Below are 19,393 nucleotides of genomic sequence, written 5' to 3'. Positions count from 1 at the left end.
GGTGGTGTGCAGAGATGGCGTTCGCCGTAGCGGAACCGGTCGTGTCTTCTCTGCTTGAGCACCGGATATTCCCAGGACGGTACGACTCCGTTCGCTCCTGGCCAAGGGTGATCAAAATGGTGTGCGGCCCGTGTGCGGGGAGTGCTTGGATGAGGTCAACGCGGCGGGGGAACGCCTGAGTTGACGCCTGTGCCCTCGCCGTTTCGACCAACACCGGCGGTACCACTTGAAGTTGAGGACGCTGTTCACTACGGGGGCCGTGGCGGTAGGCGTGCTGGCTACGGCCGGCACTCCGTCGGCGGTGGCGGAGCAGACCGGCAGCGCGCAGTTGCGGGTCACGGTCGGCTCGCCGCAGGCCCACGCCAGTGCGGCAACGGCCGGTGTGGCCGCCGCGGCGACCTGCACCATCAACAAGATCACGATCAACCGGTACAGCGAGTGCGAGTGGGAGGCCGTCCATGTCGACGTGATCAAGATCGTCGACGGGGACCCGGTCGTCGAGGGCACGGCCGACTTCAGCGTCAAGCACCAGATGACGCTGAAGGCCAACACCGCGAACTGGAGCGAGAAGTTCACCATCTCCAAGGGCCTCCGCCACGGCATGACCGTCGCGGCCGCGTTCGCGACCTGCTCGCCGAGTCGCGTTTCTGAGAGGTCAGTCCCGCAGGGTGAACGCGGTGGACAGGACCTTCAGGGCCACGGTGGGATGGAACAGCACGGCGGGGGACGCCACCATGTTCACCACCCGCACGAACCTCGACCAGACGGCCGCGTCCTTCACCGCGACACGGAAGAGCCTGGTGTTGTACCAGTGCGCGAACCTCGCGTCGAGGGGCTGTCGGTCCGGATTCCACATCAGGTCCGAATTGGTGGAGAGCGTCCACGGGCCGAGCAGCAACTGACCCACCCGCTTCCGGTATCCGCTGGCCAGCCCGTCCAGCTGCTTCCCGGACGCGCTGCGGCGGGCCAGCATCCGGTGCAGCAGCTCCGCCTCCATCGCGGCCACCGTCAGCCCCTGGCCGTAGACCGGGTTGAAGACGCAGACCGCGTCCCCAATAGCGATCAGTCGGTCCGGCCAGTTCTTGACGGTGTGATAGGGACGCCACTGGTTGTCGACGTTGGTGTAGCGATGGGTGGGCTCCTGGACCGTGCGGCGTCCGATCTGCTGGGCCAGGCGCGGGTTGTCCAGGCTCTCGGCGAACCGCAGATAGCCCGTGTCGTCGGTCGGCGGCTGGTCCTGGAAACCGAACAGTGAGCACGTCCACCGGTTGCGCTCCACGGCCAGCAGGACCCCGGCCCGGGGCACGCGGGGAGCGAACAGCATCTGGTACGCGATGTAGAAGTCCGGGTGGCTCGGGTGGCCCTCCTCGGGCCGGTCGAAGTTCATCGACGTGTAGGTGACCTTCGCCTTCACCGTCCGCTTCGCCGGGACCGTGACGCCAGCCGCGCCCAGCCAGTCCTCCAGCGAGCTGGACCGCCCGGAGGCGTCGACGACCAGATCGGCGGCCAGGTCGACCGCTTCCGCGCCCTGCTGCCGGCACATCACAACGGTCACCCGCCCCGAGGTGTCCCAGGTCAGGCCCGAGACTTGCGTGGCGTCCATCAGCGTGACCCCGGCCAGCGCGAGCACCTTGCGCCGCAGCCGGCGCTCCAGCTCGTCACGGGTGAACGACTGGATCTGCACCCCCGTCCGTCCCCGGGGTGCCAGGCCGGTCGGCAGCAGGAAGTCGATCCCCTGCCCGTAGTCGAACACCGGCGCACCGGCTTCCCGCAGCTCCTCCCGCAGCCCCGGAAACAGCCGCTGCAGGATCTCGCCGCCCTTGGCCAGCATCGCGTGCGCGTGATAGCCCTGCGGCGCACCCGGATGAGCACCGGTGTCCTCGTCCATGGCATCCCGCTCCACGAGGACGACTTCAGCGAAGAAGTCGGCCAGCACCCGTGCGGTCACCAGCCCCGCGTAACTCCCGCCGATGACAACGGCCTTGCCCCAAGGGCGGTTCGTCTTCATGTCGTCTCCCATGCTTGCCGGGGGCAGAGCGGATCACGCGGATCAACGCCTGCCCCGATCATTGCGAAACGGCCGGTCAACCCGTCACCGGCGGGATCACCGGGCCTCAACGCCGCGGCAGCCCGGCCCACGCGCAGGCGCGTCCGATCTCCACGCGGACTGGCGACCCCCTGTGCTCTGGCACCCGGATGCCGGGCGCCCCTCGCCGCCCGCCGGTCTGGCCGGGGTATCGGATGTTGTCCGGGCCGGATGTGCCCCCGACGTCCCCGTGCCGCGGCCGGTGCGGGAACGCGGTCCTGGAGCGGCCGGTGATGCTGATGCCCTCCGAACAGCTCGGGTCTGGGACGTCCACACGCTTTCCCCAGGTGAAGTTCCTGCACTGAACGGCGGTGCGGCCCGGGCCCCATCGGCGATGCCCGGGCCGCAACGCGATGGGTCAGATGCGGTCGGCGACGATCAGGAGGTAGTGGAAGCTGCCCTCCTTGTAGGCGGTGAGGAAGGGGTCCTCGACGCCGGTGGCCACCGAGGACTTCGCGCGCAGCTCCCAGTACGGGATGGTGTCCGGGGTCAGGTCGATGACCTGGATGGGGACGAGGTTGTTGGCCGCGAGGGCCTTGAAGTACTCGCTGCGGGGGTGGATGTTGCAGGTGTAGTGCTCGTCGATCCTGCTGACGGCCTTGGAGCGCATGCCGGTGACGTCGTTGGAGCAGCCGGTGATGCACACGTACCGGCCGCCGTACTCCAGCAGCCGGGAGAACTCGGCGAACAGCTCGAAGAGATCCACGTACATGGTGGTCTCGTTGGCCCAGATCGCGCGCCGCGAGCCGGTGTCCAGGCGGGTGTCGAGCATGTTGCGGAAGTGGAAGCGGACCTTGTCGGCCACGCCGCGCTTGCCGGCCTGGTCGCCCGCGAAGGCGACCTGCTGCTCGGAGATGCTCACGCCGTCGACGTGGCAGCCGTAGCGGGCGTTGGCCATGAAGCTGGTGCCGCCGCGGCCGGAGCCGGCGTCTAGGAGGCGGTCGCCGGGCTTGATGTCGCCGAGGTGGTCGAGGAGAACCTCGGCCTGGGCGGTCTCCAGGCGGTGCATCTCCTCGATGATGCGCTGCTCGCGGGTCCCGGCCGGACCGGCCAGGACGGAGGGGTCGTACTCGCCGAGACCGTAGTGGTGGTGGTAGAGGCCGTCGACCTCGCCGAGGCGGATGTTGACCGGGTCCTTCTCGGCGTTCCAGTACGCGGCCACGGACTTCTGGTAGTCGGTGCGCAGGACGTCGCCCATGGCGAAGTCCTCCATCTGCGTCGAAATGCGGGACATGAGTCGTGCGGGTCCTTACTCGTGTGGGGGGGGATGGGGTGGGGGCGGAGCGTGAACGGGCCTGTGGTCAGGCGGCGTTCGCGTCGTCGCCGTGGTAGCGGGCGCTGGTCGCGTGCCATTCGCGGCTGCCGCCGAGCCAGGCCCAGGTGCCTGCCAGGAACCGGCGCAGCTCGGGGGAGCCGGCCATGGCGAGGGCGGCGGCCTCGGCCTCGAAGGTGTGCATGAGCTCGTTGTGGATGTTGACGGTGCGGTCGACGGCCTCCTCCAGGGAGCAGTCGTCCTCGGCGGCGATCAGCCGGGGCAGGCTGAAGTCCGTCGGGTTCTCCTTGCCCATGGAGTACAGGTCGTTGACGATGACGCTCGCGGAGCCCGCGATGGTGAACGCGCGGCGCACCCGGGGGTCGGCGAACTCGCCCTGCGGCAGCTCGTATCCGGCGATCGCGTCGACGAGCACCATGCACGGGATGAAGCTGTTCTCGTGCCGGTGCATCAGGAACTCCCAGACGGGCGGTGTCTGTCCGGTGTTCTGCCAGACGCCTTCCTGGTTGTAGGCGACGAACATGATGCCCAGCTCGTGGCGGAGCCGGCGCACCTGTGTGGTGGTGGCGAACCGGGCGAGGTTGTCCAGGCCGGAGCGCAGGGCCCGCATGACGGGGTCGGCCCGTACGACGGCCTCCAGCTGTGGCGCGTACGCCCGCGGGAGGTGAGCCTGGTCGATCACCGAGTGGGCGATCGCGAGACGCTGCCCGAGCAGTTCGGGGCGGGCCTCCTCCACCTCGCCGTCCATGTAGTGGTCGTCGACGGACCACTCGGACAGCCCGCACTTCGCCGCCGCCAGCAGCCGGTCGGGGTCGTCCGTCTCGGGGTGGGCGAGCATCATGAGGCGTCCGAAGCCGGCCTTGCGGACCATGTCGAGCTTGCCGGGATAGATCCCGACCTCCTCGGCCCACTCGACCAGCCGCTCGTTGACGGTCTCGCCGAGTGCGGGGTCGTCCCGTACGGCGGGCGGACAGTGCAGTCTGCCGACCGGGTCGGACGGTGCCGGTGCCTGCCGGGGAGCGGGAGGCTGTGGCCGGGCGGCCGTCGTGCCGAGGCCGGTCGGGCCGGTGGGCAGTACGGGGGCAGGTGGCCGTACGACGTCGGGCACGGCGAATGGGAGCGAGCGCCAGGGAATTCTGGCCGCCGATGTGCCCAACCCCGTGGGCGCGGACGGCAGCCGGGGGCCGCGCGCTGCCACCGGTGCGGCCGGCAGCCGCGGCGGTGCCGATGCCTGCGCCGAGAGGAGAGCCCGTACCAGCCCTGCCACGTCGTGGTCCGCCGCGGGCGCGAGGGCCCGGGAGATCAAGGACACGGCTGTCAGTTCCCGTTCGTACGGGTCACCTGGACGTTCTCCAGGACGCCGAGCGCGTCCGGCACCAGCACGGCCGCCGAGTAGTAGTTGCTGACCAGGTACGAGATGATCGCCTTCTCGTCGATGCCCATGAAACGCACGTTCAGCCCCGGCTCGACCTCGTCCGGGATGCCCGTCTGGTACAGGCCGATCACGCCCTGGTCGTCCTCGCCGGTGCGCATCGCGATGATCGACGACGTGCCCTGCTCGCTGATCGGGATCTTGCCGCACGGCAGCAGCGGCACCCCGCGCCAGGCGGGCAGGTTGTTTCCGTGCAGTTCCACGCCGCCGAAGTAGATGCCCCGCTTGTTGCACTCGCGGCCGAACGCGGCGATCGCCTTGGGGTGGGCGAGGAAGCAGCGGGTCTTGCGCCGCATGGACAGCAGTTCGTCCAGGTCGTCCGGGGAGGGCGGGCCCGAGACGGTGGAGATGCGCTGGTCGAAGTCGGCGTTGTTGAGCATGCCGAAGTCCTTGTTGTTGACCAGCTCGTACTCCTGCCGCTCCCGCAAAGCCTCGATGGTCAGCCGCAGCTGCTGCTGCGTCTGGTTCATCGGCTCGTTGTAGAGGTCGGCGACCCGGCTGTGCACCCGCAGCACCGTCTGGGCCACGCTCAACTCGTATTCGCGCGGGGCGAGTTCGTAGTCGGCGAAGGTCTGCGACAGGGTGGCCTCGCCGACGTGGCCCGAGCTCAGCGCGATCTCTGCCTCACCGGACCGGTTCATCTTCTGGTGGCCGTTGGAGCTGATCATGTGCACATGCGCGCGCAGTCCGTCGTGCCGCTCGGCGATCGTCTTGTACGCCGTCAGCGGCAGCGCAAGGATCGTCGTGGCGGTCACCGTGCGCGCCGTGAACTCCCACTTCTTGCCCGGCTCGGCCAGCAGCTGCCCGCCGAAGGCGTCCCCGTCGGCCAGCAGTCCGACGACCGCTTCGTCGCCGTAGGGACCTTCGATGATCTTCTCCACCTTGCCGTGCGCGACCAGGTACACGTGGTCGGCCTTGCGGCCGGCCTGCACGATGACCTGGCCCGGCTCGTACTCCTTCTGCACGAACTTCTCCGCCAGCGCGCCCAGCGCGTCGTCATCCGTGAAGCCGCGCAGCGACGGCAGTTCACCGAGCTCGGCCGGAACAACCTGGACCTTCTCGCCGGTCTTCACGAACGACACCCGTCCGTCACCCAGGGTGTACGACAGCCGGCGGTTGACCCGGTAGGTCGCGCCCGGCACGTTCACCCAGGGCAGCATCCGGGTCAGCCAACGTGAGCTGATCCCCTGCATCTGCGGTTCGGACTTGGTCGTCGTGGCCAGATTGCGCGCTGCCGCGGTGCTCAGGCTCTGCTGCTCCTGCTGCTGGGCCGCCTCGGCTCCTCCAGCCGGGGCTGTACGGGTCTCGACCGACATCACACACCTCTTCCTGCTCGCACGAGCGATCGACGTGTCGACCGTCCGGGTCGTCACGCTCCGTGCATAGAACTAGCAGCAATCGGTCACGGTGAGTAATTGGTGCGGATGGCGTGCGAGGGCACTGCCCACGCCGGAGCGCGCCCCTCACACCCCCACCCCGACAGAACAGGCTGTTCAGGAGGAAGGTGCGTCAGCCAGCAGGTGACGCCGACAGGTCAACACGGCGTGCTCGGCGCAGCGAACGTTGGCATCGTCACAAACACCGCACACCGCCACCGCGGTCACCAGCGAGGGCACCAGTCCCGTCGCATCAACGCCAGGGACGGTCGGGTCAGACCCCTGCTCGAAGGTGCCGGGACGGGCGCCGCGTACGTCCGTGACCGGCGTGCTGCAGCATCCCTCTCACCGACGGGGTACGACGGGGTTCAATGAAAGGGCTGCCCTGTCGCCGTCCGGAAGGACCTGGCCCTGAACACCTCGCTCGCGGAGGTCCTGTCCGCCGCCCTGCTCGTCCTGGTGCTGGCCTGTGCGGTCGTGCGCCCCTGGGGCTGGCCGGAGGCAGTCGTCGCGGTGCCAGCCGGGGTGCTGGTGGTTGCCACCGGAGCGGTGTCGTCGGATGCTGCCCAGGCCGAGGCGGCCCGGCTGGGGCCTGTGATCGGGTTCCTGGCGGCGGTGCTGGTGCTGGCCCAACTCTGCGACGACGAGGGACTGTTCCACGCCTGCGGGGCCTGGATGGCCCGCGCCGGGGCGGGATGGCCGCGCCGGCTGCTGGTGCAGGTGTTCGTCATCGCGTCGGTGATCACGGCGGTGCTGAGCCTGGACGCCACGGTGGTGCTGCTCACCCCGGTGGTGTTCGCCACCACCGCCCGGCTCGGCGCCCGCCCCAAACCGCACGTGTACGCCTGCACCCACCTGTCCAACACCGCCTCGCTGCTGCTGCCGGTGTCCAACCTGACCAACCTGCTGGCGTTCACCGCCAGCGGGCTGAACTTCACCCGCTTCGCCGCACTGATGGCGCTGCCCTGGGTGGTCGCCATCGGCGTGGAGTACGTGGTCTTCCGCCGGTTCTTCGCCATCGACCTGGATGCCGGGGCGCAGGCCCTGACCGGCGACGAGCCGCCGGAACTGCCGCTGTTCGCCCTCGTCGTGGTGGCCAGCACGCTGGCCGGGTTCGTCCTCACCTCCGCGATCGGGGTGAACCCGGCGTGGGCGGCCCTCGCGGGCGCTCTCGTGCTCGCGGCCCGTGCCCTCGCCCAGCGCCGAACGACGCCCTTGGCCATCGTGCGGGCGGCCGCGGTCCCCTTCCTCGCCTTCGTCCTGGCGCTGGGGATCGTGGTACGCGCAGTGGTGGACAACGGGCTCGACGACGCCCTGGGGCATCTGATCCCCGCCGGCGCCGGGCTGCCCGCGCTGCTGGGCATCGCGGCCCTGGCCGCTGTCCTGGCGAACGTGATCAACAACCTGCCCGCGGTCCTGGTGCTGCTCCCGCTCACCGCCCCGGCCGGCCCGGGTGCGGTGCTGGCGGTGCTGCTCGGCGTGAACATCGGACCCAACCTCACCTACGCCGGATCGCTGGCGACGCTGCTGTGGCGGCGTATCGTGCGCGACCACGACACTGACGTGGAGCTGGGCGAGTTCACCCGACTCGGCCTGTACACGGTGCCCGCCGCCCTGGCTTGCTCGGTGGTGGCGCTGTGGGGCGCGCTGCGTCTGATCGGCACATGACCCACAGGGGAGCAGGAAGGTGAGCGGATGGCCGTCATCGTCTGGATAGTCGAAGGCACCTGGCACGCCTGCGTGGATGCCGCCCGAACGCACGCCGCCGAGGAGACGGACGTTGTCCTGCTGCATGTGACCGGCCAGGTGATCCCGGACGTCGCGCACGGCGCGTTCGCCGGGCTGCTCGGGCGCGGCCATCCCGAACGCGACCCCGGCACCCGGCTCGATCAGCTCGCCGCCACCTCCGCCCAGCAGCTCCTCCAGGACGCGGCCGACCGACTCGGCCGCCCCTGCACCCGCATGGAGCGCACCGGCCGCATCGAACGCGAGGTCGTCATCGTCGCGCAGGACGCGGACCTGCTCATCGTGGCCCGCGACGGCGACCGCAGCCGCCTGGGCCCGAAAAGCCTGGGCCCGGCCAGCCGCTTCGTTGTCGACCACGCACCCTGCCCGCTCCTACTGGTCTGGCCCGAACCCACCCCGGGACTGGCTAACATCCCACCGCCACCCCCGCACCACCGGTAGCGCGGCCGGCCTGACCACACCGGCTGCTCGCGGCAGCGCCCTGCAAGGGGCGCGGACGCCCACCGGACTGCGTCTGCGACCTTGCTCGCAGACGTCGTACCGGGTCAGTGTTTTCCGGCGTGCTTCTCCTTTCGCGGGGCGCGCACTGTCCTTCACCGGCTGCTGGGCGGGGGCGCTCTCTTGCGGGCTCGCGGTTGCCGCGGTCGCGGACGCCGCCGGGGTTGTGCTGGTCGGGCCGGACGAGGAGGCCGCGTCAGGCGGGGACGTGGCTGTGAGGCTGCCGACTGTACTTGCCGTGGCGGCCGGGTTGGCGTGCGGAGCCTTCGCGGCACTGCCGCCCGGCGCGAATCAGGCCATGCCGGCCAGCAGGGACGCGACGAGGAGCACCGACGCCGCCAGGACGCCGGCGGTCTTCGCGCGGCGCCCAGCCAGGGCGCCACCCCCCCCGCCGACGGCGGGCCGACGCAGCGCCGTGCGCCGTCGCACGGTGAGACATCGTGGCGGGCCCGGTCTCCGTCGTCGTTTTTCACCGGCACCGCACGTGCCGGCGAGGACTCGGATGCCCAGAAGGCGGGACCCGGAGGCGGGGAGGCGGGCTGGGGTCTGGGCAGCGGCTCGGGGCGTCCGCGTCAGGCGCCGGTGCGGAACCAGTCGGCGACCTGCTCGGTGGTGGGCCGGTTGGCGAGCAGGCCCTGACCGCGGTGGTTGCGGACAGGCCGAAGACGGATCTGCGCGGCTTGGCGGCGGTCCGTCCGCGCGAAGGGCCTCGCCGACCAGGACGGACGGCTTGCCGTCCCTCATGGGGCAGTTGCTCCCTTCAGAGTGGCCGACGTTCGCTGCCGTAACGTGAAGCATGTCCCATCCGAGCTGCTGGCTGCATCGCTCGACGATGCTTCGCCCCTCAGTAAGACAAGGGGCGGAGCATCCCGGGCGATCCCACTCATCCGAATCCATTCCGGAGTCCAGATCAGCTGGCCGCGGCGAACTCCTCCAGCCGTTCGGCGAGTGCCGGATCAGGCTGTGGCACGAGGCCATAGTCTTCGTCGCACCCCTTGCCGAGATGGTCGATCGCGTCCCGCAGCGCCGCACTTGGCGGTTCCGACGCTGCGAGGTCCCTGGCTGGCGTCTCCATGTGCCAGGTCGTCAGTTGAAGTACGCGAGGACGGTACTGACTTGCGACGGAGTCGAGCTGTTCGACTTGCTCTGCCCAGTGCTCGGCGTCGCGCAGTTCGCCCCGACGAAGGTGCATGAGATACAGGCAGTAGGCGGAGGTGGCGCTGCCGGCGCCCGCGGCGAACTGCCACCAGAACTGCGCTCCCTCCTCTTGCTGTGCGAGATCGAGAAGGCAAGCGAAGATCAAGGCTCCGTCCGGTTCGATGCGGCGGTCGTTGACGAAGCGAGCGACGTAGGCCGACGCCTCCTTGTCATGGATGACGAGTTGGGAGAACGCGCGCAGGTCCTGAGCAGCCTCGGCATGGCGGGGGATGCGACGTCGTGCCCCGTCGTCGACGCGAGGGGCGAGGGGGTTGTCGCGGCAGCGGCGCTGAGCCAAGACTCGCGGGAGCCTCAGTTCAAAGAGCCTCTCCCAGCGCGAATGGACAGCCTCTTTGGCGATACGGTGGCGCGCTCTTGCCGCATCGTAGGTGTCGTACTCGCCCTGCAAGACACGAGCATCGGCAAGGGCCTCTTCAAGGGACTTCAGTCGCATGGGTGGTCACTCCGCGTCGTCGCGGTCCGCCGTCAGGTCGACGGTCAGATCCAGGTCCTTGGCCAGCTTCCGCTTGGCGTGCCGTGCCTGCGAGCGGACAGTCGCCGGTGTCACGCCAAGGATGTGGGCAGTCTGCTCGGTGGGATAACCGAGCACGTAGAGCAGCACCATCACGTCGAATTGCCGCTCGGGCAGCCGCGAGATGGCCGCGTACAGGCCCAGGGCACTCTCCATGTCGGCGAGCTGATCGCGCACGGACTCCAGCGCGGCCCGGTTGACCCGGGCGAACACTGCGGTCTCCACTGTCGCCGGGACACGGCCCTGAAGCCGGAGCTCGTCAGCGATGCGCTCACGCAACAGTGCCCACGCATACGCCTCGTGGTTGGCGTCCTCCATCATGTCCGGCCAGTTCAGGGCCAAGTCCATGAACGTGGCATGGACGAGCTCCCCGGCCGAACGCTCATCGCCGAGCTGGATATGTGCGTATTCGAGATAAGGCCGGTGGTAAAGGTTGTGGAACGCCCAGAAGGCCGTGGGCAATTCGGTCGTCATCGCACGGACCACGCGCTGTGGTGGCTGCTGCGGACCAGTCACAGACTGTCCCCGTTCTCGTCGACGTTCTGCGAGGCGACTGGAGCCAAGCGAGCCGCACGCCGTTCGGCGAGGGACTCGGCTCCGATCCGCACCGTCGCGCCGAGCAGGCGGCGCGCCAGCGTGCGGGCTGCGGGGGCGAACACGCGCAGCGCGGTGACCCCGGAGAGGGCCAGCGAGATGCTGGCTACGTCATTCACGGCTATGAGGTCCTTAATCGTCAGTGGGCGGTGCCGTGTTCCCCCTCGCGGGGCACCGGAGAGTCCCGTCGCTCTCGGGATCAGCAAACCGATCGACAGGGGCGATCGTGCAACGGCTCCGCGAGATTCTTTCGGAGAGTCAACTCCCGGTGACTCACCGCGAGTTCGACTAGGCGGCTCCCCGTGAACCCCTTCCCTTCGGAATGGGCCACTGACCTGCAGCGCGCCCCTTCACGTACGGCGAGCCCTCGCAGCGCCCCGACGCACGGAGCCCATGGGTATGACGCAGCCCTCAATTCGAGCGCAACCGCTCAGATCTGCGAGCGCAACTTGATCGTGCCGGTCATCGCGGCGGCCCGAGGTTTCCGCTTGGAAGAGGGGGACTGGACTGCCGGTACCGGTTCGGGAGCTGCATCGCCGCCAGGCCCTCGCGCCGCCCTCACATTGACGCCGAGGAAACCGGTCGAACGATCCCTCCCGCTCGCCGAGCTCACCCACGAACCCCCGAACGGTTGATAACGATCCGTGAATTCGGACAGAGGAGAGAGCGAGCGCGGAGCGGGCCCGGAGCCGGGGCTGCCCATTCGTAACTGAATGTGATGCGGCCCCGGACCCACCCGCTGATCCGGGGCCGTGCCTCTCGAGTTCAGCGTGGCACTTCCGCGCTTTGACCGCTGCGTACCTGGTCCAGCACTACGGCATGCAGGGCCTCCAGCCCACCGTCCGGCAGGGGAGTGGGGCTGCCGGTGAGCGTGTACCACTCCTCGGCGCCCAAGTACTGGATCGCGACGGTTGCGCGGCCTTGCGGCAGGGCGGTGGTGACGATGGTGAGGTCACCGGTGATGACCCCGACCTCGACCGTCATCGCCCCGCCCGATCCTGCCGTCACGGTGGACTCCAGCCGTTTGCTCACGGACAGGTGCCCAGCATGTTCTGCAAGGCCGACTTCTCCCGGGCGGTGACGGAGAGACCATAGAGCGACTTCACGTGTGTCCAGGCCCGGCTGTAGGTGCACCAGTAGGCGCTATTCGGCGGCGCCCACTGATCTGGAGACTGGTCGCCCTTCGACCGGTTCGACGCCGCTGAGACCGCGATAAGCTGCGAGTGCTCCAGGTCGTTCGCGAACTGCTTGCGCTTGGCCGTAGTCCACGTGTCGGCTCCGGAGCGCCAACCGTTGGCCAAAGGCACCATGTGGTCAATGTCGATCTGACTGGCAGTGGTGACCGTCTTGTTGTCGTACTGGCTCCGCCAGGTCCCGGAGACCGCACGACATTCCTCGTCCTGCTTGACGTTGACGCCGTCGCGAGCAAGTACGACCTCGCGGGTGTCGCACTTGCCGAACTGCGTTGCCCAGTGCGGGAATTTGGCCCGGCTGTAGCCGGTCATCGGATGGGGGGCCTCGACGGTGAGGGTCTGTAGCTCGTCGATCGCGACCGCGGCCGCCGGCGGCTCGGGCATCTCGAGTGATGCCACCGGTCTGCTGAGGCCAGAGGGCGAGGCGGAGGCGGGGCCAGCGAGAGCGACGACGGCGAGGGAAAGCGCGGCCGTACTGCGCGACAGGTGCTTGATCACGCCCGCGTTCATATCGGTCAGCCCGCACCTCACCGGCCCGGAACGCAACGAGCCCACCCAGATGGCGGGACGTCATCACCGCAGAAACGGTATTCCGGCCGCCCCGCGACATGCCGCTCGCCCGCGCAAGGTCAACGCCCTCCACGGCTCATCGGCTGGGCCCTGCAATCCGACGCCCGATCGCAGGCCAGGTGGCCTGTGGGGGGAGGTCCAGTGAGCAGGGGTGGGCCACTCCGAGCATTGGGGACCGCGTTTTCACCGGACATGATGGCCTTGCCCGTTGTCTCCTCTGCCCAATTCCGCCTCGCATCCGGGCAGGCGCCGAGCGGACCGACTTCACTGGCCATCAGGACTTGCGGGAGACGAACCGGGATCCTCCGGCTCCAGAGACGGCGCCGGTTGGGATCGCCGGGCTTCGTCCCGGACACGCCCCCACGACCGGATCAAGTCGGGTTCAGCTTGGTTCGCACGCAATGGCGGCGGCATGGTTGGGCACACTGCGCGACACAGTTGACCAAAGTGTGGCTACTCATCCGGCCGACCGGAAGAGACGGCCACGTCACCGCCGCCCGTTCGGCAGCGAAGGCTTGTGAATCAAGCCACTCCACACGTTGGGCGTTGCGTCAGCAACTCCTCGTAGGTGACGATGAGCACTTGGGCATGTGACGCGAGTGGCGTCCGAGCACGCTGCGACGTCTCGCATGTCGACGATCTGGACTACGGGTGCGGGGGACATCTCCATGAAATTCGACATGGGGTCAACGACGCTTGCGACTCTGACCAAGAGCACGATCGGGTCGAGTGACGATCTGGGCACGCTGATCCAGCAGTTGATCGCCGCGGCGCAGCCGTTGGAGGGGAAATTCAACGGCGAGGGCAAGGCCATGTTCGACTCGTTCAAGCTGCGCGCCGATGAGATCACTGCCGCGTTGAACGGGTCGTTGTCGTCGATCCTGGGCGGCCAGTCCGGGATGGACACCGGGTTCGCCACCGGGGATCAGGAACAGTCCGACAACGCGCACAAGACGATGAGCGCCGCGAACTTCGACGCGGCCCGCTTCCACGGCTGAACCACGAGGGGGATGTGAGCAGCATGGCCAATCTGGACCGTCGCTCTTACGACACCGGCGCCTCCGCCGACGTACAGAGCAGTCTTCAGGGGATCATCGGCCGTCTGGAGACCGTGCTCGGCGAGCGTGACCGTGCGGTGAAGGCCGCGATGGCGGACTTCCAGGCCGACGGCGTCTCGGACGAGTACCACGGCAAGGAAGTCCGCTGGAACAAGGCGGCCAACGAGGTACGCAACATCATCCAGCTCGTGCGCACCACGCTGGAGCAGAACGACGGCACTGCACAGGCCACCCTGGCCAAGGCCCGGGCCGCGGTCGACAACATCGGCTGATACGACGGCAGTTGCATGCCGGGCGGTGTCCGGCGGGGATGAGGGGGAAAGTTGTGACGGGGTGGGACATCCATCCGGCCGGGGTGTACAGCGTGCTGTCCAAGACGGGGACCGCGGCGAAGGACATGTCGGACGCGGGCTCGGCGATGCAGGGCAATCTTGAGGAAGCGGCCTCCGCGGCGGGGACGCTGACGAGTCAGTTTGGGCCGTACACCAGCACGGCCGGTTTGGTCGGTTCGGCGCTGAGCCAGTTCGCGCAGCACTGGGGCCGGGATCTGCAGTACATCGCCGAGCGGACGTCGAAGTCGCTGCACGGAGCGGATGAGGCCACCCGTCACTACCTGGCCGGTGCTCTGGAGCAGGCGGGCAACGCGCAGCGGGCGGCGGCCAAGGAGCCGACGGTGCACATGCCGGGCGAGGGCGGAACGGGCCGTCGTACGGAGGGTCAGTAGCAGTGGGCGACGAGGCGAAGCTGATCGACCCGTCCGGCATCCCGCACTTCATCGGCGACCTGGCCACGCTGGACACCGATGTGATGCTGCTGACGGCGGACGCGGGTCAGTTCCGGGCGTCCGGTTCGGATGTGCACACGGAGTTCCAGGGCCTGTCGGCGTTCTACCACGCGCCGGAGGCGGAGCAGCTGTTCGCCACCACGCTGCCGGTGAAGCAGAAGTCGGACGCGTTCGCCGACGACCTGGAGAAGGTCACGGCGGCCCTTTCGGACTACAGCTTCGAAGTCCAGCCGCTGGTGCAGAAGTTGGACGCGCTGAAGGCGGATGCCACGGCGTTTGTGAACGCGCTGCCGGCCGGGGACGACTGGCGCAAGGACCAGGACAAGGTCGACCACAACAACGACCTGTGGCACGACGTCAACCACGCGGTCGCCGCTTTCCAGGCTGCCGAGCGCACCGCCTACAACAAGATCATGGCGCTGATCGGCGGAGCCGGGCTGAGTGCCGACGACGGCTCCCACGGCAAGAACATGTACGGCTACAGGGCCGACGACCTTGACCATGCCAAGGAAACCCCCTGGGGAGCGCCGGTCGAGCGGGAGTATGAGGGTTGGTCCTGGCTGGTCCACCAGGGCAAGCAGGTGTGGGACGGCGTCTGGCACGACGGTGTCATCGGCACCATCCACGGGCTTGGCACCTTGTTCGGCTCGGACGGCTGGGGCGCGGCCGGCGAGGCCTGGAACAACCTCGCCAAGCTGGGCACCGCCTCCTTCCTCACCAGTTCCACGCTGGGTGCCTGGTGGCTGGTCCCGGACGACCAACTGCCCTCCTGGCTCCGGGATGCGCGCAAGGTCCACAACCAGGCGGTGAAGGGCTTCGTCGCCTACGACCAGTGGAAGACCAACCCGGCCCGCGCGGCCGGTGCGTTCGGTTTCAACGTGCTGACCGTGGCCGGTACCGAGGGCGTCGGCAGCGCGGCAAGCGGTGCGGGCAAGGCGGGTGCTGCGGCCCGTGCCCTGTCGGTGGCCGGCAAGGTCGGCCGGGCCGTCGACCCGATGACCTATATCGGCAAGGTGGGCAAGTTCGCCTTCGTCAAGGTCGGCGACACCTTCGCCACGCTGAAGAATCTCCATACCGGCACGTACCTGGACATGGCGAACGTTGCCGACAGGTACACGCCCGCCGAACACCCGATGCCCCTCGCGGAACGCCCGGTCTCCGTACCCGACAGCGCCATCGAGTACATCGACGCCAAGGGCGACCCGGTCTATCTCACCGAGGACGGCCACGTCCTCAACGCCGACGGCAGCGTGCGCCAGCACGCGGACGAAGCGGCGCACGAACTGTCCCCCGCCGACCGCTCCCAGCTCCAGGCGGCAAGCAGCGGGAACCACGAAAGCCAACTGGTTGGCGCGCATGCAGGGGCCAACAGCGCCGGAGATGCTGGGCATGCCACAGGTCATGCGACCGGTGGCGACGCACGTCAAGTTGGGGACTCGGCGGCGAACGTGGACACCACCGGGCACGGCCTCGATGCATCGGGCGGCGCAGACCGGGGCAGTGGAACCGCCGGTCATCACGGAGGCGGGGGCGGAGATGTTCACGGGAGTGACTCGGGGCGCGAGTTGTCCCCTGAAGAGCACAAGAGAATCGTCGAAGAGCAGATTCACAAGGTGAACGCCGATCCGGACTGGCGCCATAAGTACTACCGCAAAGATGGTGAGCGGCGCAGTATCTATGCGAAGGACGAGAACGGTAACTTCCTTCCGCAGATTAAGGAGCAACCGGACGGTACGTGGATTGCGGCCAGCGATATGCCTCACGGGCCGCAGGAAGGGTACTTGCTGAGGCCGCAGAACGTTGGGCCCGATTCCGTCCCGCCGCACGCGGAGGATGAGCTCGCCGAGGTAACTCGGGTGCACCATGCGCACCACGAACTCAATGTGGCCGAGAAAGCGTTCGAGGCTGCTCCAACTCATGAGAATTCTCACGCACTCGAAAAAGCTCACGCAGCCTTTGGTGATCACCCTAGGAATAGTAAGCTTGGTGAAGCCCTCGGAACCAAGGCATCCGAACTTCACGCCATCCCCAAGCTGTTCCCCGACGCCGAAGAGGTCGTACTGCCGCGAACTCCCAACGGAGCCGATGAATTCGACAAGATCTATCGGCTTAAGCAAGCGGATGGGCACTTCCTCCTCGTCGAGGACAAAGCGCCTGACGGGAGGTTGGGGTGGCGTCAGGGGGCTGGCCCCTATGCTCACATGCGGGTCAAGCAGGGAACCCTCGAGTATGCCCAGACAATAGTGGAGCTCATGGAACGGCGTGGTGGCAAGGAAGCTGAGGTGGCTGCAGAACTGAGGCGCGCGATGCGTCGCAAGAAGGTGCAGTACATCCTCATCCAGGCCAACCCGCATACGGGCACCTACAATGGTGCAACCGTGAGCTACTTCAAGATCTTTGAGGAGAGTTAGTGCCCGTGGTGATTTCCCGTCACACCCTCCAGCGAAGCGACGTGGCAGCCGATGTCGCGTCGCTCGACCGGAGCGTGGCCTGGGCACTGGAAGACCTGGAGGAGGCTCCGGAGGCGATCAGTGATGCGCTGCAATCGGCGTTGATCCGAGCCGAGACGTTGTGCATCGAAGATCCGCAGGCAGGACAGCACGAGACATGGGAGGCCTGGGTCACCGCGGTACAGGCCGGCTGCGCACTCTTCGCTGCGGCTGAAGCGGTCGAAGGAACCGTGCAGGCACGCATCGCACGTGAAGTGTGGACCGTCCCTGCGACTGGACCCCAGCCGCATGCGAATGCAGCTAACTGGATCACGACCTTCTGGCTGTGCGTGGTCTGCCGCGAGAAGGAACGGATCACCAAGCTGTGCCAGGTGCCGACTTCACTGCTCCGCGCATCGGGCGCCGAGTATGACGACTACATGTACGCATGGGTCGAGGCGCTTCAAGCGTACTGGCTCGGCCGACCAGACCTGAGCAACAAGCTGGTGGCCGCGGCTCAGGGCACCAGGCCGGAAGCCGCGCGGATCGCCAGCCCTGAATTGCTATCGAAGATCGTCTGGCCCCCGATCGAGCTATTGCATCAGCTCCTTCGACAGGACCATGGCCAGTTCAACAACGCCTTGGCTGAGGCCGTGCAATGGCACAGGGACTACTGGACAGCGGACGAGGAGCGTTCCCAGCTCAGCTCCGGGGTTGTCGCTCTCGGCCCGTTGGCCATGGCTTGTTTCGCGTATGACGCCGGTATCCGGGTCACGGTGGAGTCGGACTACCTGCCCAAGGCTCTCCTGGAACGCGCCTGGGTGGGCGAGTTCGAGACGTGATCGGACCCGAGGAGTCCCTGTGCTGACGAGCCTCGGTGCACCGTGCTCATGCTCTCATTCAGGCCTCAGCGCAGCCCGTGGAACTACGAGGAGTTGAGCCATGTCAGCCCAGGACTACGACAGTCAGCTTCTTGAGTCGGTCTCGGTTCGACGTCGGCGGCTGCGTGATGCTGTGCTGTTCGGTGGGCAGCGGCAGCGGCGCACCGTGGACGAGCGGCTGGGCAAGGTGTTTGCGGGTGTGGTGATCGCTGCGGTGGTGTGCGCCGGTTGTGTGGGGTGGTCATTCATTTCGCATCGGGTTCTTGGCGCGAGCACGAGCCCCTACGGGACCTCGACCACGGTCCCGTCCACACCGCCCGCCCAGACACCGACCGTTGCCTCATCTGCCCGGTGATAGGTTCAATCGCGTGATATCTGCGGGGGCAATGAGCCGTACGGGACTGGCGTTGAGCCGGGTCACTCTGGTTGGCGAGCGCCGTCGGGTCGATCTTGTGCTGCCGTCGCAGGAGCCGATCGGGCGGCTGCTTCCCGAAGTGATGCGGCTGCTGGACGATCAGGTGGGTGCGCGGCCGCAAACGCGTCATCTGGTGGCGGTCGACGGCACTGTCCTGGACCCGGACGCCACCTTGGAGTCGGCAGGTGTGGTGGACGGTGCGGTGCTGCGGCTGGTGCGCGTCGAGGACGCGCCGTCCGCGCCCGTCGTACACGATGTGACGGATGAGGCCGCGGACGATCTCGATGTGCGGGCCTGGCGGTGGCGGCCCGCCGCGCGCCGCGCGGTCGCCGGGGGAGCGACGGTCGGGTGGGCGCTGGGCGCCGCCTTCCTCGCGCGGCAGGAGTTCGCCGCGCAGAGCGTGGGTGTCGTGCTGCTCGTCGTCGCCGGGCTCGGCGTGGTCGCGGGTGCGGTCTTCGGCCGGGCCGGGGTGCGCGGGCTCGCTGCCACGCTCGTCGTCACCGGCGGTGCGCTCGGCGTGTTCGGGGCGTGGAGCCTGGGCGATGCCCAGGATTGGTCGGGCCCTGTGCGGCTCGCCGGCGTCGCCGGGGTGGTGGCCCTCGCGTTGCTGCTACTGGGATGGTGCTCGCCACTGGGACGCGGTGGGGTCTTCGGCGCTGCCGCGGCCGTCGGGGGAGGGGTGTGCTGGGAGTGTGCGCTCGCCTTTCAGCCGGCGGGGCGGGCCGGGGCGCTGCTCGCCGTCATCTCGGTGGTGGCCTTGGGGCTGCTGCCGCGGCTCGCGTTGATGGCGTCGGGGCTCTCCGGGCTCGACGACCGGCGCTCGGGCGGCGCGTCGGTGAGCCGCTATCAGGTGTCGACCGCGCTCGCGGCCACGCACCGCGGGCTCGCGCTCGCGACGATCGCGACGGCGGTGTCCGCGGCCGTCGCCGGGGTGCTCGTGCTGCGTACGACCACGGTGTGGACGGTACTGCTCACGGTGGCCGTCGCGCTGGTGCTCGCGCTGCGGGCACGGGCGTATCCGCTGGTCCCTGAGGTCGTCGCGCTGCTCGCGGCCAGCGCGGTGGTGGTGATGCGGCTGGCCTGGGTGTGGCTGGAGCGATCCGGTACGGCCGGGCCGCTCGCGGTGCTGGTGGTGCTGGCGGTCGTGCCGCTGGCCGTGCTCGTGGTGCAGCCGCCGGAGCATGTGCGGGTGCGGTTGCGCCGGTTTGGCGATGTGCTCGAGTCCGTCGGGGTGATCGCGTTGTTCCCGCTGGTGCTTGGCGTCTTCGGGGTGTACGGGCGGCTGCTCGGCACCTTCGCGTGAGCGTGAGGCGGCAGGAATGAACCGGG

Annotated in this window: 19 protein-coding genes; 9 read left to right on the top strand and 10 right to left on the bottom strand. The window is 68.4% G+C overall.

Going from position 1 to position 19,393, the window contains the following annotated elements; translation table 11 throughout:
* Positions 1-655 precede the first annotated feature (655 nt).
* The 4 genes from P2Q00_RS28455 to P2Q00_RS28440 all read right to left on the bottom strand — a co-directional run bounded on the left by P2Q00_RS28455 (position 656) and on the right by P2Q00_RS28440 (position 6,107).
* Positions 656-2,008: an NAD(P)/FAD-dependent oxidoreductase gene (locus P2Q00_RS28455; protein WP_275775808.1), complete on the bottom strand. Its 1,353-nt coding sequence runs from the start codon at positions 2,006-2,008 to the stop codon at positions 656-658.
* A gap of 436 nt (positions 2,009-2,444) precedes the next feature.
* The gene (locus P2Q00_RS28450; RefSeq protein ID WP_275775806.1) at positions 2,445-3,320 is read right to left on the bottom strand and encodes a geranyl diphosphate 2-C-methyltransferase; all 876 of its coding nucleotides are present in this window, start codon (positions 3,318-3,320) and stop codon (positions 2,445-2,447) included.
* Between the two features lie 67 nt (positions 3,321-3,387).
* Complete coding sequence (locus tag P2Q00_RS28445; protein WP_275775804.1) at positions 3,388-4,671, bottom strand: family 2 encapsulin nanocompartment cargo protein terpene cyclase; 1,284 nt, start codon at positions 4,669-4,671, stop codon at positions 3,388-3,390.
* Positions 4,672-4,676: 5 nt separating this feature from the next.
* Positions 4,677-6,107: a family 2B encapsulin nanocompartment shell protein gene (locus tag P2Q00_RS28440; RefSeq protein WP_275775803.1), complete on the bottom strand. Its 1,431-nt coding sequence runs from the start codon at positions 6,105-6,107 to the stop codon at positions 4,677-4,679.
* A 471-nt stretch (positions 6,108-6,578) separates the two neighbouring features.
* Here P2Q00_RS28440 and P2Q00_RS28435 point away from each other — a divergent pair, with 471 nt between their 5' ends.
* Both P2Q00_RS28435 and P2Q00_RS28430 read left to right on the top strand, forming a co-directional pair.
* Complete coding sequence (locus P2Q00_RS28435) at positions 6,579-7,835, top strand: SLC13 family permease (RefSeq protein ID WP_275776024.1); 1,257 nt, start codon at positions 6,579-6,581, stop codon at positions 7,833-7,835.
* A 27-nt stretch (positions 7,836-7,862) separates the two neighbouring features.
* Positions 7,863-8,354 carry a universal stress protein gene (locus tag P2Q00_RS28430; RefSeq protein WP_275775802.1) on the top strand — a complete coding sequence of 164 codons (492 nt, stop codon included), beginning with the start codon at positions 7,863-7,865 and terminating at the stop codon, positions 8,352-8,354.
* Positions 8,355-8,702: 348 nt separating this feature from the next.
* Here the strand turns inward: P2Q00_RS28430 and P2Q00_RS28425 are convergent, their stop codons facing one another.
* The 6 genes from P2Q00_RS28425 to P2Q00_RS28400 form a co-directional block, all read right to left on the bottom strand.
* Positions 8,703-8,840, bottom strand: coding sequence for a hypothetical protein (locus P2Q00_RS28425; RefSeq protein ID WP_275775800.1), 138 nt, complete (start codon positions 8,838-8,840; stop codon positions 8,703-8,705).
* 481 nt (positions 8,841-9,321) lie between these two features.
* Positions 9,322-10,062: a hypothetical protein gene (locus P2Q00_RS28420; RefSeq protein ID WP_275775799.1), complete on the bottom strand. Its 741-nt coding sequence runs from the start codon at positions 10,060-10,062 to the stop codon at positions 9,322-9,324.
* Between the two features lie 6 nt (positions 10,063-10,068).
* Positions 10,069-10,656: an RNA polymerase sigma factor gene (locus P2Q00_RS28415; RefSeq protein WP_275775798.1), complete on the bottom strand. Its 588-nt coding sequence runs from the start codon at positions 10,654-10,656 to the stop codon at positions 10,069-10,071.
* Positions 10,653-10,853 carry a hypothetical protein gene (locus tag P2Q00_RS28410; RefSeq protein WP_275775796.1) on the bottom strand — a complete coding sequence of 67 codons (201 nt, stop codon included), beginning with the start codon at positions 10,851-10,853 and terminating at the stop codon, positions 10,653-10,655. The genes P2Q00_RS28415 and P2Q00_RS28410 overlap by 4 nt, the downstream gene beginning before the upstream one ends.
* Before the next feature lie 646 nt (positions 10,854-11,499).
* Complete coding sequence (locus P2Q00_RS28405; protein WP_275776022.1) at positions 11,500-11,718, bottom strand: hypothetical protein; 219 nt, start codon at positions 11,716-11,718, stop codon at positions 11,500-11,502.
* Between the two features lie 44 nt (positions 11,719-11,762).
* Positions 11,763-12,425, bottom strand: a complete 663-nt coding sequence (locus P2Q00_RS28400) for an HNH endonuclease family protein (protein ID WP_275775795.1) — start codon at positions 12,423-12,425, stop codon at positions 11,763-11,765.
* A 740-nt stretch (positions 12,426-13,165) separates the two neighbouring features.
* On the opposite strand from P2Q00_RS28400, the gene P2Q00_RS28395 reads away from it, so the two are divergent.
* From P2Q00_RS28395 to eccD, 7 genes are all read left to right on the top strand, one after another.
* On the top strand, positions 13,166-13,495 hold the full coding sequence (locus P2Q00_RS28395) for a hypothetical protein (RefSeq protein ID WP_275775793.1): 330 nt from the start codon (positions 13,166-13,168) through the stop codon (positions 13,493-13,495).
* Between the two features lie 23 nt (positions 13,496-13,518).
* Positions 13,519-13,827 (top strand): pore-forming ESAT-6 family protein, encoded by a 309-nt coding sequence (locus P2Q00_RS28390; protein WP_275775792.1) that lies wholly within the window; start codon positions 13,519-13,521, stop codon positions 13,825-13,827.
* A 53-nt stretch (positions 13,828-13,880) separates the two neighbouring features.
* Positions 13,881-14,279, top strand: coding sequence for a DUF6507 family protein (locus P2Q00_RS28385; RefSeq protein ID WP_275775791.1), 399 nt, complete (start codon positions 13,881-13,883; stop codon positions 14,277-14,279).
* A gap of 2 nt (positions 14,280-14,281) precedes the next feature.
* A complete protein-coding gene (locus P2Q00_RS28380; protein ID WP_275775790.1) occupies positions 14,282-16,750 on the top strand; it encodes a hypothetical protein in 2,469 nt (822 codons plus the stop codon).
* Positions 16,751-16,755: 5 nt separating this feature from the next.
* The gene (locus tag P2Q00_RS28375) at positions 16,756-17,610 is read left to right on the top strand and encodes an immunity 49 family protein (protein WP_275775789.1); all 855 of its coding nucleotides are present in this window, start codon (positions 16,756-16,758) and stop codon (positions 17,608-17,610) included.
* A gap of 100 nt (positions 17,611-17,710) precedes the next feature.
* Positions 17,711-18,004, top strand: coding sequence for a hypothetical protein (locus tag P2Q00_RS28370; RefSeq protein WP_275775788.1), 294 nt, complete (start codon positions 17,711-17,713; stop codon positions 18,002-18,004).
* 13 nt (positions 18,005-18,017) lie between these two features.
* Positions 18,018-19,367, top strand: coding sequence for a type VII secretion integral membrane protein EccD (gene eccD / locus P2Q00_RS28365; RefSeq protein ID WP_425579647.1), 1,350 nt, complete (start codon positions 18,018-18,020; stop codon positions 19,365-19,367).
* Positions 19,368-19,393 lie beyond the last annotated feature (26 nt).

Origin of the sequence: Streptomyces coacervatus, assembly GCF_029223485.1 — a bacterium.
GTDB lineage: Bacteria > Actinomycetota > Actinomycetes > Streptomycetales > Streptomycetaceae > Streptomyces > Streptomyces coacervatus.
This window is presented reverse-complemented; position numbering and strand designations above follow the sequence as displayed.